The sequence below is a fragment of the Rhodoferax ferrireducens T118 genome (assembly GCF_000013605.1).
GTDB lineage: Bacteria > Pseudomonadota > Gammaproteobacteria > Burkholderiales > Burkholderiaceae_C > Rhodoferax > Rhodoferax ferrireducens.
In genome coordinates this window covers 2,347,090-2,363,540 of sequence record NC_007908.1, presented here as the reverse complement: position 1 = coordinate 2,363,540, position 16,451 = coordinate 2,347,090, and the positions used below count along the sequence as shown (strand labels likewise).

Annotated in this window: 10 protein-coding genes; 8 read left to right on the top strand and 2 right to left on the bottom strand. The window is 60.3% G+C overall.

Features of this window, described 5'->3' with window-relative positions; translation table 11 throughout:
* Positions 1–29: 29 nt before the first annotated feature.
* Positions 30–1,241, bottom strand: a complete 1,212-nt coding sequence (locus tag RFER_RS10950) for an MFS transporter (RefSeq protein WP_011464459.1) — start codon at positions 1,239–1,241, stop codon at positions 30–32.
* Entirely contained in the window at positions 1,238–2,638 is a 1,401-nt protein-coding gene (locus tag RFER_RS10945; RefSeq protein ID WP_011464458.1) for a DNA recombination protein RmuC, read from the bottom strand. The genes RFER_RS10950 and RFER_RS10945 overlap by 4 nt, the downstream gene beginning before the upstream one ends.
* A 388-nt stretch (positions 2,639–3,026) precedes the next feature.
* Here RFER_RS10945 and RFER_RS24590 point away from each other — a divergent pair, with 388 nt between their 5' ends.
* From RFER_RS24590 to glgX, 8 genes are all read left to right on the top strand, one after another.
* Positions 3,027–3,251, top strand: a complete 225-nt coding sequence (locus tag RFER_RS24590) for a hypothetical protein (protein ID WP_244095707.1) — start codon at positions 3,027–3,029, stop codon at positions 3,249–3,251.
* Positions 3,252–3,430: 179 nt separating this feature from the next.
* A complete protein-coding gene (locus RFER_RS10940) occupies positions 3,431–3,919 on the top strand; it encodes a MarR family winged helix-turn-helix transcriptional regulator (protein ID WP_041790585.1) in 489 nt (162 codons plus the stop codon).
* Between the two features lie 44 nt (positions 3,920–3,963).
* Complete coding sequence (locus RFER_RS10935) at positions 3,964–6,195, top strand: alpha,alpha-trehalose-phosphate synthase (UDP-forming) (protein ID WP_011464455.1); 2,232 nt, start codon at positions 3,964–3,966, stop codon at positions 6,193–6,195.
* Between the two features lie 113 nt (positions 6,196–6,308).
* Positions 6,309–8,186 carry a 1,4-alpha-glucan branching protein GlgB gene (gene glgB, locus RFER_RS10930; RefSeq protein ID WP_011464454.1) on the top strand — a complete coding sequence of 626 codons (1,878 nt, stop codon included), beginning with the start codon at positions 6,309–6,311 and terminating at the stop codon, positions 8,184–8,186.
* Positions 8,179–10,221, top strand: coding sequence for an alpha-1,4-glucan--maltose-1-phosphate maltosyltransferase (locus tag RFER_RS10925; RefSeq protein ID WP_011464453.1), 2,043 nt, complete (start codon positions 8,179–8,181; stop codon positions 10,219–10,221). Before glgB ends, RFER_RS10925 begins: the two co-directional genes overlap by 8 nt.
* A 12-nt stretch (positions 10,222–10,233) precedes the next feature.
* Complete coding sequence (treS, locus tag RFER_RS10920; protein ID WP_011464452.1) at positions 10,234–13,572, top strand: maltose alpha-D-glucosyltransferase; 3,339 nt, start codon at positions 10,234–10,236, stop codon at positions 13,570–13,572.
* A 40-nt stretch (positions 13,573–13,612) separates the two neighbouring features.
* On the top strand, positions 13,613–14,305 hold the full coding sequence (locus RFER_RS10915; protein WP_011464451.1) for a mechanosensitive ion channel family protein: 693 nt from the start codon (positions 13,613–13,615) through the stop codon (positions 14,303–14,305).
* Entirely contained in the window at positions 14,292–16,451 is a 2,160-nt protein-coding gene (glgX, locus tag RFER_RS10910) for a glycogen debranching protein GlgX (protein ID WP_011464450.1), read from the top strand. Before RFER_RS10915 ends, glgX begins: the two co-directional genes overlap by 14 nt.

The window sequence follows — 16,451 nt, the reverse complement described above, 5'->3', positions numbered from 1 at the left end:
CGGTCCGGCTGTTTGATGCGGTTCGACGTTCATTCTGAGGTTTCTGTTGTGCCAGGCGACGCAGTCAAACTCGACACCGGTTTGAGTCGCCAGGCTGTGCGTGCCCCAACACCGACGGCCAATCCCACGATCCAGAACACCACGGACACCCCCACCACTGCCCCAGCGGTGCCAAACAACATCGGCATCATCACGCTCGACGCATTGATGGTCATCAGCCGCAGACCGAGCGCTTCACCATGGCGCGCCTCCGGCGTGATCTGGTGCAAGGTGCTCATGATCATGGGTTGTACCGAACCGAGCGCCAAGCCCAACAGAACGGAACAAGCCCCCATCGCCAGCGGTGTTGTCATCAGGGGATAGACACCAAACAGCACGGCGGTCATCACCATGGCAGAAGTCACGACAAACCACTCATGCACATGTGACGCAAACACCGGCAGCAACACCCGGACAAAGGCGGCCGCAATGGCAAATGCGCCCAGAATCATGCCGATCACCGAAGCGCTGAGGCCGCGCTCGTGCCCGAGAATCGGCACCACAAAGGTGTGCACATCCCAGCACGATGACAAGAGCCAGTTCACCAGTATCAGCCGGCGCATGAGGGGCTCGCGCAACAAGTCCCACGCCTTGTTGGGCGCAGCACCCTGCACCACGGCTACAGGAGGCAATTCCACGGTGCGGCGCACCCAGAACCAGGTCGCCAGTGGCAACAAGGCCATCAACAAAAAGGCCGCGCGAAAGCCGCTGTAGTCAATCAGCAGACCAGCCGTCAGGGGACCGACAAAATTCGACACCGCCGGACCGATGGCCAGCCAGCTGAACACCTTCTTCAACTCCGTCGCATTCTGCGCGGCCCGCCCCACATGGCGCTGCAGCGAAATGACGGCCACGCCCGTTGAGCCACCCGTCATCAGGGCGCTCAGGCACAGCACGGGAAAGACCGGGAACGCCACCGCCAGAGCGGCCCCCAGCGCCGCGGCAACAACACAAAAACCAACCGGGCGCTTGAGCCCGTGCCGGTCCACGTAGCGGCCCGCCGGCAAGGCCAGAAAAACCTGCGTCAAGGCAAACAGGGCCAGCAGGAAACCGACCGCCATGGCGCTGTATCCCGCGCGTAATGCCAGCAAGGGTGCCGCCATGCGCATGCCGGCCATGCAGGCATGCAGGCAGATTTGCCCGGCGATCAGGCGCGCCAGCGCAAAGCGGGGGGCTGGCAGGTGGGCAGGCGCGAGGCTCACGCCCGCTCTGCCTCCACGTCGCTGTCAAAGTCTTTGTCCATCGGGATCAGGGCCTGCACTTGCGTGTCGGGCAGCGCCTCGACTTTTTTCAGCGCGCGGCCCATGGCGCGGCTGCGGGTCTCGGCACTGTCCAGTGTTTTGAGCACGGTCTCGGTTTGCGACTTGACCTTGGCCAGCACGTCACCAAACTTGCCAAACTCGGTCTTGACCGCACCCAGCACCTGCCATACCTCGCTGGATCGCTTCTCCAGCGCGAGCGTGCGAAAGCCCATTTGCAAGGAACTCAGCATCGCCAGCAACGTGGTCGGCCCAGCCAGCGTGATGCGATGCTCGCGCTGCAGGGCCTGCATCAGGCCGGGCCGGCGCAGCACCTCGGCATACAGCCCTTCAGTCGGTAAAAACAGGATGGCGAAATCGGTGGTGTGCGGCGGCTCCACATATTTGTCGGCAATCGATTTCGCCTCCAGCCGGATGCGCAACTCCAGCGCCTTGCCGGCGGCTTCAGCGCCAGAGATATCCGCCCTGCCCTGCGCGTCCAGCAGCCGCTCGTAGTCCTCATTGGGAAACTTGGCGTCAATCGGCAGCCACAGCGGCTCGCTATGCGCAGACGTGCCCGGCAGCTTGATGGCAAAGTCGACGACGTTTTTGCTGCCTGGACGCGTCGCCACCTGCGCCGCGTATTGATCAACCACCAACACCTGTTCCAGCAGCGAGGCCAGTTGCGCCTCACCAAAAATGCCGCGGGTCTTCACGTTGGTCAGCAGGTGTTTGAGGTCGCCCACGCCGGCGGCCAGCGTCTGCATTTCACCCAGGCCCTTGTGGACTTGCTCCAATCGATCGGCCACTTGCTTGAAGCTCTCGCCGAGCCGGGTCTGCAGCGTGGTCTGCAACTTTTCATCAACCGTCGCGCGCATCTCGTCGAGTTTGGCGGCATTGGTGACTTGCAGCTGCGCCAACTGCTTTTCCAGCGTCTCACGAATTTCATTCATCCGCCGCGCGTTCGATTCACTCAGGGATGAGAGTTGCGTCGTCAGCGTATCCGACAGCGTCTTTTGCAGCAGGGCCAACTGCTGGGCAAAGGCGTCTATCTGGCTGTTTTGCGTGCGCGTGGCTTGTGCTCCCTGCTGCACCAGCGTTTGCTGAAACGTGGCCAGATTCTGCGTCAGTTCCTGGCGTCCACCACGTGCTGACTCGCTGATCTCGCGGCGCAGCTCGCGCTCCAGCCGCTCCGAGCTGTTTGCGACCAGTGCCAACAGCGCCTGGTGTGCTGTCTCCCGCGACAGCCGGTCAAGCTCGGCCTGGTCCCGCGCGCCGCCGCGCTGTAGAACGATCCAAATCAGCAAGCCGGCATTGAGCACGGCCAGGGCCAGTGCGGCCCAGAGTAGCAATTCATTCACGCTTGAAGATTCTCCTTGGGGGCTATTGTTGAGCAAAACGATTGTTGGTCTGCACAGGCGCGGCCCATGCCGGATTTTATATAACAAATCGGTCTGTAGCCCCCATGGATACTTGGCAACATGCTATTAAATGAGTAGTAAATTGATTTGTGAAAACGGCACACCCGGCGCATCGACACCATCAACTGGACGGCGTGGCAAGGGAAATCCCTATTTCAGGAATTGCATTTGATCAAAGACAATGAAGGCGTTGCTCTTGTTTTAAGCGGCGAGATCAACAAAACGAGTTTAGAGCCCTTTGGGGCTCTTTTTTTTTTGGGCCACCATTCTCATGACGATGATGAAGGCCATCAGCGTCGGCGCACTGGCGTAAGCCGTCGGTTGGGCGATGTCATTACCCAAGGCCCCGCCCATCGCCAGCGACGCCACCACCGGCCAGACCGCAGCTAACCGCTACCAACAACCCCGGCAGCAACAAAGCCATGCTGAAGTTCTCAACCCGAATGACGCCAAAGTACGCGGCATTGCCGTGCACCGACACGGCCATCACGCCGCCCAGGACTCGTGGGCTGACTCAGGTTTGTCACCAATAATGAAAAAACTGATTTTTTGAAATACATTGCAACAAATGCAATTTTGTTGTGCTGGTCCGGATGTAATCATCAAAAGCGTTCTGCAAAAGCGGGACTCGCAAACAGGAAGAATTCATGATCAAAGTCGGGCTCACGAGTCATGGCAAAGCGGGCCAGGCCGTGGCGCACGTGTTCAGCAGCGGACCACGCTAAGCAAACCATGCCACGCGACCATCAACCTGATGACACCCCCACCAGCGCAGCGCAGGTTTTGCGGCGCTTTCGGGTCGTCTTCAACGCCGTGCGCGGTCATTTTCAGGAAATTGAAAAGCGGGTTGGTTTGGGTGGCGCTCAGGTCTGGGCTTTGAATGTGGTCAGGGATCATCCCGGCATTGGCGTAGGCACCCTGGCAAAAAACATGGATATCCACCAGTCCACCGCCAGCAACCTGGTCAAGCTGCTGCTGCGTAAAGAGCTGATCAGCATGCACAAAGCAAGCGCCGACCGGCGCCAGGTTGAGCTTCAAATTTCGCCATCCGGCCTGGCTATTTTGAGCCAGGTGCCGGGACCGTTTGAAGGCGTGTTGCCGCAGGCCCTCAACCAGTTGTCTGCGGCAAGCTTGCTGCGACTGGATCAGGATTTGGGCGAATTGGTTGCACTGCTCAAAGCAGATGAAAAGGCCGCGGGCATCCCGTTGGCCCAACTGTAAAAATAAAACCGGTCTGTGCTTGAAACAGCGCTACAAGGAAACATATGCGACTCTCTTTACGCTTCGTTCTGCCACTGCTGCTGGTGCTGGCGGGCATTGCCTACGCCGTCGCGCCTCTGATCGACCGATTGACGCTGAGCTGGTTTGTGCGCGATCTCGACAGCCGCTCATCGTTGATAGCCAGCACCTTTCAGGAACCGCTGCAGGAGCAACTCGCTGCTGGCAAGAAGGCAAAAATTACAGAATTCTTCAACCGCGTCACGCAGGATGAACGGATTTTCGCGGTGGGGTACTGCGCCACGCCCACGGCCCCGATGTTGGCCAGCTACCAGCTTCCGGCGCAGATTCGTTGTGACAATCTTGACCGCTGGAACGCCCCGAGCGATCACCTGTTACCAAGCGCCCAGGGACCATTGCACGTGGCAGTGAAACCCATGGGCACTGAGGCCGTACCGACCGGTCAGCTGGTTGTGGTGCACGACATGAGCTTCATCACCCGGCGCAGCGAAGAAACCAAACGCTACCTCTTCTATGTCTTTATGGCATTGGGGGCGGCAGTCTCGCTGATCACGGTGATCGTGGCCCAGCTCTCATGGCGCGGCTGGATGGCCGGTGTGCGCGCTCTGCTGCGGGGCGAGGGGCTGCTGCGCCGGCCTGAAATCAGCGCCCCACCCGACCTGCCCGGCTTCAAGCCGATTGCACGCGACCTGCAACGCCTCATCAGCGAATTGGAGGCCGAGACCCGAGCTCGCGATGAAAGCCAGCTCACCTGGACGGCGGAGACCCTGCGTACCATTTTGCATGGCGAACTGCGTGGCGAGGACGTGATTGTGGTGTCCAACCGCGAACCCTACATCCACCAACGCCGCGGTGAGCGCATCGAGGTGCATCGCCCCGCGAGCGGCCTGGTGACAGCGCTGGAGCCGATCATGCGCGCCTGCTCGGGCACCTGGGTTGCACACGGCAGTGGCTCGGCCGACGCGGAGGTGGTTGACAAAAACGACCGCGTAGCCGTGCCACCCGAAAACCCCGCATACCATATTCGCCGTGTCTGGCTGACGCCTGAGGAAGAAGCGGGCTACTACTACGGTTTCTCCAATGAGGGACTTTGGCCCCTGTGCCACATCGCCCACGTTCGGCCTATTTTCCGCTCCAGCGACTGGACGCAATACGTAGCGGTTAACCGCAAGTTTGCCAAGGCGGTGGTGAGTGAGGCCAAGACCAAAAACCCGATTGTGCTGGTGCAGGACTACCACTTTGCGCTGTTGCCCAAGATGATCCACGACGAGCTGCCTGATGCCACCATCATCAGCTTCTGGCACATCCCCTGGCCTAACCCCGAATCGTTTGCCATTTGCCCATGGCGTGAGGAGATATTGGCGGGCATGCTGGGCAGCAGCATCATGGGTTTTCACACCCAGTCCCATTGCAACAATTTTGTTGATACGGTGGACCGCTTTCTGGAAGCGCGGGTCGACCGCGAATCGTTCAATGTCTCTTTTGGGGGCAAACTCACCGCCGTGCGGCGTTACCCGATTTCCATCGCCTGGCCACCGGACCCGGAACTGCTGCAAAAGACCGTGCCCGATTGCCGCAGCCACATTCGCCAGCTCAACGACTTGCCACCCGAACACAAGCTGGGCATCGGCGTTGACCGTCTGGATTACACCAAAGGCATCTTGGAGCGCTTTCGGGCCATTGAACGTCTGCTGGAGTTGAATCCGAACTGGATCGGCCACTTCACGTTTGTTCAGATTGCCGCACCGACACGCACAGGCATCGACGAGTACCAGCACCACGAGGCGCAGGTGCGTGCCCTGGCAGCGCGCATCAATGCGCGCTTTAGGAGCCGCGGACCCGCCCCCATCCTGCTGAAGATTGAGCAGCACGCGCCACCGCAGGTCTACGAATATTTCCGCGCCGCTGATCTGTGCTTTGTCAGCAGCCTGCACGATGGCATGAACCTGGTGGCCAAAGAGTTCGTCGCCGCCCGCGACGATGAACGCGGTGTCTTGGTACTGTCCGAATTCACCGGGGCCGCAAGGGAGTTGCCCGAAGCCCTGACCGTCAACCCGTACGATGCCGACCAGTGCGCGGCTGCCCTGCACCTGGCGTTGAGCATGCCCGAGGCCGAGCAGCGCGACCGTATGCGACTCATGCGCGGTCTGGTGGCCGAATTCAACGTCTTCCGCTGGGCCGGGCGCATGCTGCTCGATGCCGCCACCAAACGTCGGCGCAGTCGGGTGACTGATCAGCCAGGCACGTCGCCCCTGTGAAATAGAGACGCGCTTTGCCGCTTTCCATGGGACTGAAGGCGGCTTGCAGACATCGTCTGCCTTGCGATAGGGAATACCCATGAATGAGCCCTGTGTGCTAAGCTGAAAACTATATGAAGAGCGATCACGACATCTATCTCTTCCGTGAGGGAACACACGCGAAGCTGTACAACAAGCTGGGCTGCCACTTGCAGTCCAACGGCGGCGCGAACTTCGCAGTCTGGGCACCAAACGCTGAATCCGTCTCTGTCGTCGGCGACTGGAATTACTGGTCCGGCAATGTGGATCGCCTTGATCTGCGCGACGACGGCTCCGGCATCTGGCAGGGTTTCGTCGAGAACGCGGTTCGCGGTCAGGGCTACAAGTACCGCATTCAGTCAAGTCATGGCAGCTATGGCGTGGACAAGGCGGACCCGTTCGCGTTCTATGCGGAACCACCCCCCGCAACGGCCTCGCGCGTCTGGAGCCTTGAACACGATTGGAAAGACGATCAGTGGATGTCATCGCGCGGTCCAAAGAACGCGCTCGATGCACCGATGTCCATCTATGAGATCCATCTTGGCTCCTGGCGGCGCCAGGACGGACACTTCCTCGACTACCGCGAACTTGCGCATTCGCTGGCCGACTATGTGATCGAGATGGGCTTCACCCATGTTGAGCTGATGCCGGTGACCGAGCATCCGTTTTATGGCTCATGGGGCTACCAGACAACCGGGTACTTCGCACCTACCTCGCGCTTCGGCACACCGCAGGACTTCATGCACTTCGTCGATCACTTGCACCAGCGCGGAATCGGTGTGTTGCTGGACTGGGTGCCCTCGCATTTTCCGACGGATGAGCACGGGCTTGGCTATTTCGACGGCACCCATCTGTTCGAACATTCCGATCCGCGGCAGGGCTTCCACCCCGAATGGAACTCGAGCATCTTCAACTACGGGCGCAATGAAGTGCGCAGTTTCCTGATTTCATCGGGGCTGTTCTGGTTGGACAAGTACCACCTGGACGGCCTGCGGGTGGACGGCGTCGCCTCCATGCTCTACCTTGACTACGCCCGCAAGGAGGACGAGTGGATTCCAAACCGCCATGGTGGGCGAGAAAACCTGGAAGCCGTCGATTTCTTGCAGACACTGAACAAGGCTGTTTACCGTGAGTATCCCGACACGCTGACCATCGCCGAGGAGTCAACCGCCTGGCCGCGCGTGTCGCGGCCGACCGACATGGACGGGCTGGGTTTTGGCATGAAGTGGAATATGGGCTGGATGCACGACAGCCTGGCGTACATGCAGCAAGAGCCGGTCCACCGCAAATACCACCATCACAAGCTGACCTTCTCGCTGGTGTATGCCTTCAACGAGAATTTTGTCCTGCCGCTATCACACGACGAGGTGGTGCATGGCAAGGGATCGCTCTTGGGCAAGATGCCCGGCGACGCCTGGCAGCAGTTTGCAAACCTGCGTGCGCTGTTCGGCTACATGTGGGCGCATCCTGGCAAGAAGCTGCTCTTCATGGGCGGAGAGTTCGGCCAACGGCGTGAATGGACCCACGACGGCGAGCTGGAATGGTGGGTCACAAAGCTGGAGGGCCATGCCGGGCTACAACGCTACGTGGCGCAGCTTAACCGCGTGTACCGCAGCCTGCCAGCCCTCTACCAGTTGGATTTTTCTCCCGCCGGGTTTGAATGGGTGGAGGCCGACGCGGCTGACACCAGCGTTTTTGCCTTCCTGCGCAAGCCGCGTGAACATGGAGCACCGGTGCTGATCGTCAGCAATATGACGCCGGTGCCACGCACCAATTACATGCTCGGCGTGCCATTGGCCGGTTTCTGGCGTGAGGTGATCAACAGCGACGCCAGCGAATTTGGTGGCTCGGGTTGGGGCAACTTGGGCGGGGTCGAAGCATCTCCCGTGCGATTCCACGGCCGACCCCATTCGGTGTGCCTGACTTTGCCACCACTGTCCACACTCATCTTTGAACACGTGCCCCATGCCTAAATCCGCCACAGCCCAGACACCCTTGCCTTGCGCCTCGGTCGAGGACGGGCGCATTCGCGCCGTGATTGACGCCGTTCTTCCCAATGTGGACGGTGGCCGCTTCGCGGTGAAACGGGTGGCGGGTGAGAGCATGGTGGTCACGGCCCATTGCTTCACCGATGGCCACGACGTGTTGCGCGTGGTGCTGCGCTGGCGCAAGGAAGAGCAGGCCGAAGTGCACGAAGTCCCCATGAAGCCGCTAGGCAACGACGTCTGGTCCGCCGAGTTCACACCCACTGCGGTCGGACACTATCGTTACTCGGTCACCGCCTGGGTAGATCCGTTCGAGTCGTGGCGCTACGAGATGACGCGCCGCACCGATGTTGACGACATCCGCATGGCGTCGCAGGTAGGCGCGCTTGAGATCGCTGCAGCGGCACAGCGCGCGCGCGGCAGAGACTGCAAGACGCTGTCCAACTGGGCCAGGGATCTAAAGGCAGCAGCAAGCGACCGTACGGTCGACCCGACACTCCTCAAGGCACTGGCGCTGGATGAGGCTCTAGCTCAATTGGCGGCACGTTATCCCGACCGCAGTCTGGCTGCAAACTCCGATCAGGAGTTGCCGCTGGTCGCGGACCGCGCACGCGCGCGCTTCAGCACCTGGTACGAGTTATTTCCTCGCTCTGCCGCGCCTGAGCCTGGCCGACACGGCACTTTCAAAGATGTGGAGGCCCGCCTGCCTGTGATCGCAGCGATGGGGTTCGATGTTCTGTACTTCCCACCGATCCATCCCATCGGACTGGTGCAGCGCAAGGGCAAAAACAATGCACTGACCAGTGAGCCTGGTGATGTCGGCAGTCCCTGGGCGATCGGTGCCATCGAGGGTGGCCACAAGTCGATCCTGCCGACACTGGGTGCACCGGAAGATTTCAGGCACCTGGTGGCCAGGGCCGCGGATTTTGGGATCGAGATCGCACTCGATATCGCCTTTCAGTGCGCGCCCGACCACCCCTACGTCAAGGCGCACCCGAGCTGGTTCCGCTGGCGCCCTGACGGCAGCGTGCAGTGTGCCGAGAACCCACCGAAGAAATACCAGGATATCTACCCGTTCAATTTCGAAAGTGAAGATTGGCGCGGCTTGTGGGCGGAGCTCAAAAGCGTGTTCGACTACTGGATTCTTGAAGGTGTGAAAATCTTCCGCGTGGATAACCCGCATACCAAGGCCTTCCCGTTCTGGGAGTGGGCCATCTGCGAAATCAAGCGCAAGCACCCCGATGTTCTCTTCCTGGCCGAAGCCTTCACCCGGCCAAAGGTCATGCACCGGCTGGCCAAACTCGGCTTCACACAGTCGTACACCTATTTCACCTGGCGCAACAATAAACAGGAATTGACCAATTATTTCAAGGAGCTTTCAGGCGGTCCGGGTGTTGACTACTTCCGCCCCAATGTCTGGCCGAACACACCGGACATCCTGCACGAACAGCTGCAAAGCGGCGAGCCCGCCATGTACATGACCCGTCTGGTTCTTGCCGCTACATTGGCGGCGAGTTATGGTATCTACGGCCCGGCCTATGAGTTGCGCGAGCATTTGCCGAAGTCGCCCGGCAGTGAGGAGTATCTCAACTCGGAAAAATATCAACTGCGCAACTGGAACAATAATGATCCAGATAGCCTTGCACCCTTCATTACCCGAATCAATCAGATCCGTCACGACAACGCCGCGCTTCATGCGGACCACAGCCTGCGCTTCCTGCCCATCGACAACGACCAGCTTCTGGCCTACTCGAAAACCTCGGATGACGGCAACAACGTGGTGGTCACGGTGGTCAATCTTGACCCCCACAATGTCCAGTCAGGCATGGTTCATTTGGACCCCGAATCGATCGGAGTGGATGCCTCGCATCCGTTTCAGATGCACGACCTGCTAAGCAACCAGCGCTTTGTGTGGCAAGGCCGGCATCACTATATCCGTCTCGACCCGCACAGCGCGCCAGCACACGTCTTCGTCGTGCGCCGGCACGTCCGCGATGAACGCGACTTCGATTACTATTTTTGAAACCGGGCACCGATGAATGCACCTGCAACCAATCTGACGCTCGAAACTGTCGAGATTGATGGCCGCGACGATCCGCTGTGGTATCGCGACGCGGTCATCTACCAGCTCAACGTCAAAGCGTTCTTCGACAGCAACGACGACGGTATGGGTGACTTCAAGGGTGTCGCAATCAAGCTCGACTATGTCCGGGACCTGGGGGTCAACACCATCTGGCTGATGCCCTTCTATCCCTCGCCGATGCGCGACGACGGCTACGACATTGCGGAATATGAAGACGTTCACCCACAATACGGCTCGCTCGACGACTTTCGTGAAATGCTGGCCGAGGCGCACAAGCGCGACTTGCGGGTGATCATAGAGCTCGTCATGAATCACACATCAAGCGATCACCCGTGGTTCCAGGCAGCGCGACGCTCGCCACCGGGCTCGCCCGAGCGCGAGTTCTATGTCTGGAGCGATAGCGATCAGCTGTACAAAGACACGCGCATCATCTTCACCGATACCGAGACCTCCAACTGGACCTGGGACCCGGTGGCCAAGGCCTTCTTCTGGCACCGCTTCTTCAGTCATCAGCCTGATCTGAATTTCGACAATCCCAAAGTGCTCGAAGCAATCTTCAAGACCATGCGATTCTGGCTCGACATGGGCGTTGACGGTTTCCGCCTCGACGCCATTCCCTACCTCGTCGAGCGTGATGGCACCAGCAACGAGAACCTGCCGGAGACGCACGCGGTGATCAAACAGCTGCGCGCGGCCATCGACGCGCAATACAAGAACCGCTTCCTGCTGGCTGAAGCCAATATGTGGCCCGAGGACGTTCGAGAATACTTCGGCGACGGCGACGAGTGCCACATGGCCTACCACTTCCCGCTGATGCCGCGCATGTACATGGCCATCGCTCAGGAAGACCGTCACCCGATTATCGAAATCATGCAGCAAACGCCGGAAATTCCCGACGGCTGCCAGTGGGCCATCTTTCTGCGCAACCACGATGAACTGACCCTGGAAATGGTGACCAGCAAGGAACGGGACTACATGTACCGCATGTATGCGACTGACCCGCGGGCCCGGATCAACCTGGGTATTCGCCGCCGCCTCGCCCCGCTGATGGAGAACGACGCGGATCGCATCAAGCTGATGAACGCAATGCTGCTGTCGATGCCCGGCTCGCCCATCATCTACTACGGTGACGAGATCGGCATGGGCGACAACATGTTCGTCGGCGACCGCAACGGCGTGCGTACACCGATGCAGTGGAGCCCCGACCGCAACGCCGGTTTCTCCCGTGCCGACCCGCAACGCCTGTACCTGCAACCCATCATGGATCCGATGTACGGTTACGAGGCCCTCAACGTCGAGGCCCAGGCGCGCGACATCAGCTCGCTGCTCAACTGGACCAAACGGATGCTCGCCGTGCGCAAAAGCAGCCGGGCCTTCGGCCGCGGCAAACGCAGCTTCCTCAAGCCTGGCAACCGCAAGATCCTGGCGTACCTGAGCACGTACGAGGACGACACCATCCTGGCAGTGTTCAATCTGTCACGCGCGGCGCAGCCGGTGGAGCTGGAGCTGTCGGTCTACAAGGGCCGCGTGCCGGTCGAGATGCTGGGACGCACCTCCTTCCCGCCGATTGGCGAGCTGCCCTATCCGCTGACGCTGCCGTCATTCGGTTTCTTCTGGTTCCGGCTCGCCGCCGACGCTGAAGTTCCGAGCTGGCATCAGGAGCATGTGGCACTGCAAGACCGCCCGACGCTGGTGCTGTTTGATGGCTGGACCAGCTTCTTTCGCGATCGCGTGATGCCGTGGCGAATCGGAATGGCCGACCGCATGCGCACGCAATTCGAAACTGACACGCTGCCGCGTCATATTGAGATCCAGCGTTGGTACGCCTCCAAAGGCACGCCCATTGAACGCGCACGGCTGGTCGATCATGCAGTGTGGGAGGCCGGCAACTTCAGCTGGATGCTGCCCATTCTGAAACTGGACGGACCCGTCGGGGAATCGACCTATTTCATGCCGCTGGCACTGGCGTGGGAGGAGCGCGACGAAGAGCGCATCGCCAACCTCGCGCCCGCTGCGCTGGCCAAGGTACGCCAGCAGGCCAACGTTGGCATCATGGGCGATGCTTTCTACGACCCGGCCTTCTGCCGCGCCTTGGTCCAGGCGATCGGCGCCGACATGGAAATTGCCACTGCGGCCGGACGTCTGCAGTTCAAACCCACGACGGTGTTCAAAAACTTTACCTCAGACATCGCCGCGCTAACGGTATCGCGTCCGAGCACGACGAGCAGCAACACGGTTGTGACACTGGATGACACGCTTTTTCTCAAGGGTTACCGTCGTCTGCGCCAGGGCCTGAATCCCGAACTGGAGATGGGTCGCTTCCTGACTGAAGTCGTACACTTCCCGAACTGCGTTCCGGTGCTGGGCGCACTCGAATACTTCATGAGCGATGGCAACGTCATGACGCTGGCCCTGGTCCAGGGTTACGTGGCCAACCAAGGGGACGGCTGGGACTACACATCACGTTACGTCGAGCGCTTCCTGGAAGAGCTGCGCATCTCGGGCGAAGCCAATGCCACCGCAGGCGAAACACATGGCGGCTTTCTGGCTTTTGCCGCCACACTTGGCCAGCGCACTGCGGAGCTTCACCTCGCACTGACGCAACACACAGCAGAGCCAGCCTTCGACCCCGAACCTCTCTTGTCGAGAGATGTCATCGCGTTCAAGGACCGGGCGGCTAGAGAGGCCACCGCCACATTGTCACTGCTGCGCGAGCGCCAGGCGCAATTGCCCGCAGCCGCCCAAGAGGTAGCCCAAGCCCTGCTGTTGCAACAGGACCGCCTGCAGACTCGCATCGCCGCCGTCAAGACCGAGGGGAAAGTCAGCATCAAAACACGCTACCACGGCGACTACCATTTGGGCCAGGTCCTCGTAACCGGCAACGATTTCGTGATTATCGACTTCGAGGGTGAGCCAGCCCGCAGCTTTGAAGAACGCCGCACCAAGAGTTCACCTTTGCGCGACGTGGCGGGCATGCTGCGGTCTTTCAATTATGCACACTGGTCAGCGCTGCGGCGCGTGGCACAAAATACTGCCGAGATTGACCAACTGGAACCCGCAGTGCGCGAATGGGAGCGCAGCACCCGCGAGGCTTTCCTGGCGGCCTACGAGCACGTCATGATGTCGGTCGAATTGGCGCAGCCAGTTGACCTGGACCTGCTCGCATTGTTCGAACTGGAAAAGGCACTTTACGAACTCCGATACGAGCTCAATAATCGCATCGACTGGATCCAGGTGCCTTTGCAAGGTATCCTGGCCCTGATTGATCCTGATACGGGCCTGACACGCTGAGGTCGCCTTTGCAGCTGCAACCCCAACTGGAGTAGAGATCATGGAAAAACTGGACATTCAGCTCGAACCCTTGCGGGCCATCCTTTTTCAGATTGGTGCGTTCCTTCCACGCCTGCTGATCGCCGTGGTGGTGGTGCTGGGCGGCTGGCTGCTTGCCAAGGTAGCACGTATTGCGGTGACCAAGGCATTGCGTGCGATTAATTTCAACGTCCTCACCGAGCGCTCGGGCCTGGACAACTTCCTGCGCCAGGGCGGCATGTCCGGCGACACGACCTCCCTGTTCGGCATGCTCCTGTACTGGCTGGTCATCCTGGCCGCCCTGCTGATTGCCTTCAACGGACTCGGCCTGACCTACATCACCGATCTGCTGTCGCGTGTGGTGTGGTTTATTCCGAATGTCTTTGTTGCGCTGGGGGTGCTGGCATTCGGTTCTTACTTCGCGCGTTTCGTCGGAAACACTGTCGTCAGCAGCCTCAAGCTGCCCGATGCCAGCCTCCTGGGCAAGCTGGCGCAGTACGCCATCATGGCTTTCGTCGTCCTGATTGCACTGGAGCAGATCAAGGTCGGAGGCGACATTATTCGAGAGAGCTTCCTGGTAATTCTTGCCGGCATCGTGTTTGCGCTGGCACTCGCCTTTGGTCTGGGTGGCAGGGACTGGGCGGCCGAACGCATTGAGCACTGGTGGCCGCGCGACAAGAAGGCCAGGGACACCCTCGACCATGAAAACAAATGAGTTAATCACGGCAGTTTGGCCTGGGCACGCCTATCCGCGCGGCGCCCACTGGGACGGTGAGGGCGTCAATTTCGCGCTGTTCTCGCAACATGCCGAGAAAGTAGAGTTGTGTCTGTTCAACGAGACCGGTCGTCACGAACGTCAACGCATCGAGATTCGCGAACGCACCGACGACATCTGGCACTGCTACCTGCCCGAGGCCCGCCCGGGTCTGGCCTACGGCTACCGCGTGCACGGCCCCTACAAACCCGAAGAGGGCCACCGCTTCAACCCCAACAAGTTGTTGGTTGATCCCTATGCCAAAGACCTCATCGGCCAATTGCGATGGGGCGATGCGCTCTATGGCTACACCATCGGCAGCAAACGCGAGGACCTCTCGTTCGACCGCCGCGACAGTGCACCACTGGTGCCCAAGAGCCGCGTGGTCGAGCCCGCTTTCACATGGGGCGACGACCGCCGGCCCACGGTACCGTGGCAGGACATGGTCATCTATGAGTTGCACGTGCGCGGCTTCACCATGACCCATCCGGAGGTGCCAGCGCAGTTGCGCGGCACCTACGCGGGGCTCGGCTGTGCCCCGGTGGTCGACTACCTGAAACGCCTGGGGGTCACCACGATTGAATTGCTGCCCGTACATAGCTACGTCAGTGAACGCCACCTGGCCATCAAGGGGCTTTCAAACTACTGGGGCTACAACACCCTGGGTTTCTTCGCCCCAGAGAGGCGCTACAGCGCCTCGGGCAATGTCAAGGAATTCAAGACCTTGGTGAAGACGCTGCACTCAGCCGGCATCGAGGTGATCATTGACGTGGTCTACAACCACACCTGCGAAGGCAATCAGCTTGGGCCCACGCTCTCCCTGCGCGGCATCGACAACGCGTCCTACTACATCGCCAACGCCAGCAACCACCGGTATTACGACGACTTCAGCGGTTGTGGCAACACCGTCAACATTGAGCACCCGCGAACGCTTCAGTGGATGATGGACTCTTTGCGCTACTGGGTTGAAGAAATGCATGTCGACGGTTTTCGCTTCGACCTTGCTTCTGCGCTGGCGCGCGAAGCCGGTGAGGTAGAGAACCTGGGCGGTTTTTTCGATGCCATCCGCCAGGACCCGACGCTCAACCGCGTCAAGCTGATCGCCGAGCCCTGGGACTTGGGAAGCGGTGGTTATCGGGTTGGCAACTTCCCGCACGGCTGGGCCGAGTGGAACGATCGCTACCGTAACGGCATGCGCGCCTACTGGAAAGGTGACGACGGGCAGATCGGTGAGCTTGCACAGCGCCTCACCGGCTCGCATGACCTCTACGGCTGGTCGGGCAAACGCAGCCACGCCAGCATCAACTTCGTCACGGCGCACGACGGCTTCACGCTGCACGACCTGGTCTCCTACAACGACAAGCACAACGAGGCCAATGGCGAAGATAACCGCGACGGCAACAGCCACAACCTATCCTGGAACTGCGGCGCCGAGGGCGAGAGTGACAACCCCGCTATTCGGGCGCTGCGGGAGCGGCAGAAGCGCAACCTGTTGGCCACGTTGCTGCTGTCACAAGGCTTGCCCATGCTGCTGGCTGGTGACGAACGCGGCCACACGCAACTGGGCAACAACAACGTCTACTGTCAGGACAACCAGCTGGCCTGGCTGGACTGGACCCCGAGTCCGGAGCGCGATGCTTTGCATACTTTTGTGCAGCGCTTGATCAAACTGCGCCGGGAGCACCCGTCTCTGCGTCGGCGCAACTTCTTCGAAGGTAAGCCGCAGGATGGCGACACGGACAAGGATGTGTGCTGGCTGAAACCCGACGGCGGCGAGATGATGGGGCAGGATTGGAGCGACAACCAAGCACGATGCCTGGCGATGCTGGTGTCGGGCAGTGGCATTTCGGAGCGCGGCGCACATGGCGAAACACTGCACGACGATGACTTTCTGCTGCTCCTGAACAGCCACCATGCCGAGATACCCTTTGCCCTGCCGCCGGTGCGCGGGGGCGAATGGCTGCTGCTGCTTGACACCGCGACCCAGACCATTCCACCGGCCGACAACGGTCTGCCGCTCGCTTCGCCGCCAGCGTGGGGGCAGGCGAGTTATCCGCTGCAATCTCGCTCCCTGGTACTGCTGACCCGCGCCAGGACGCTTGTATGA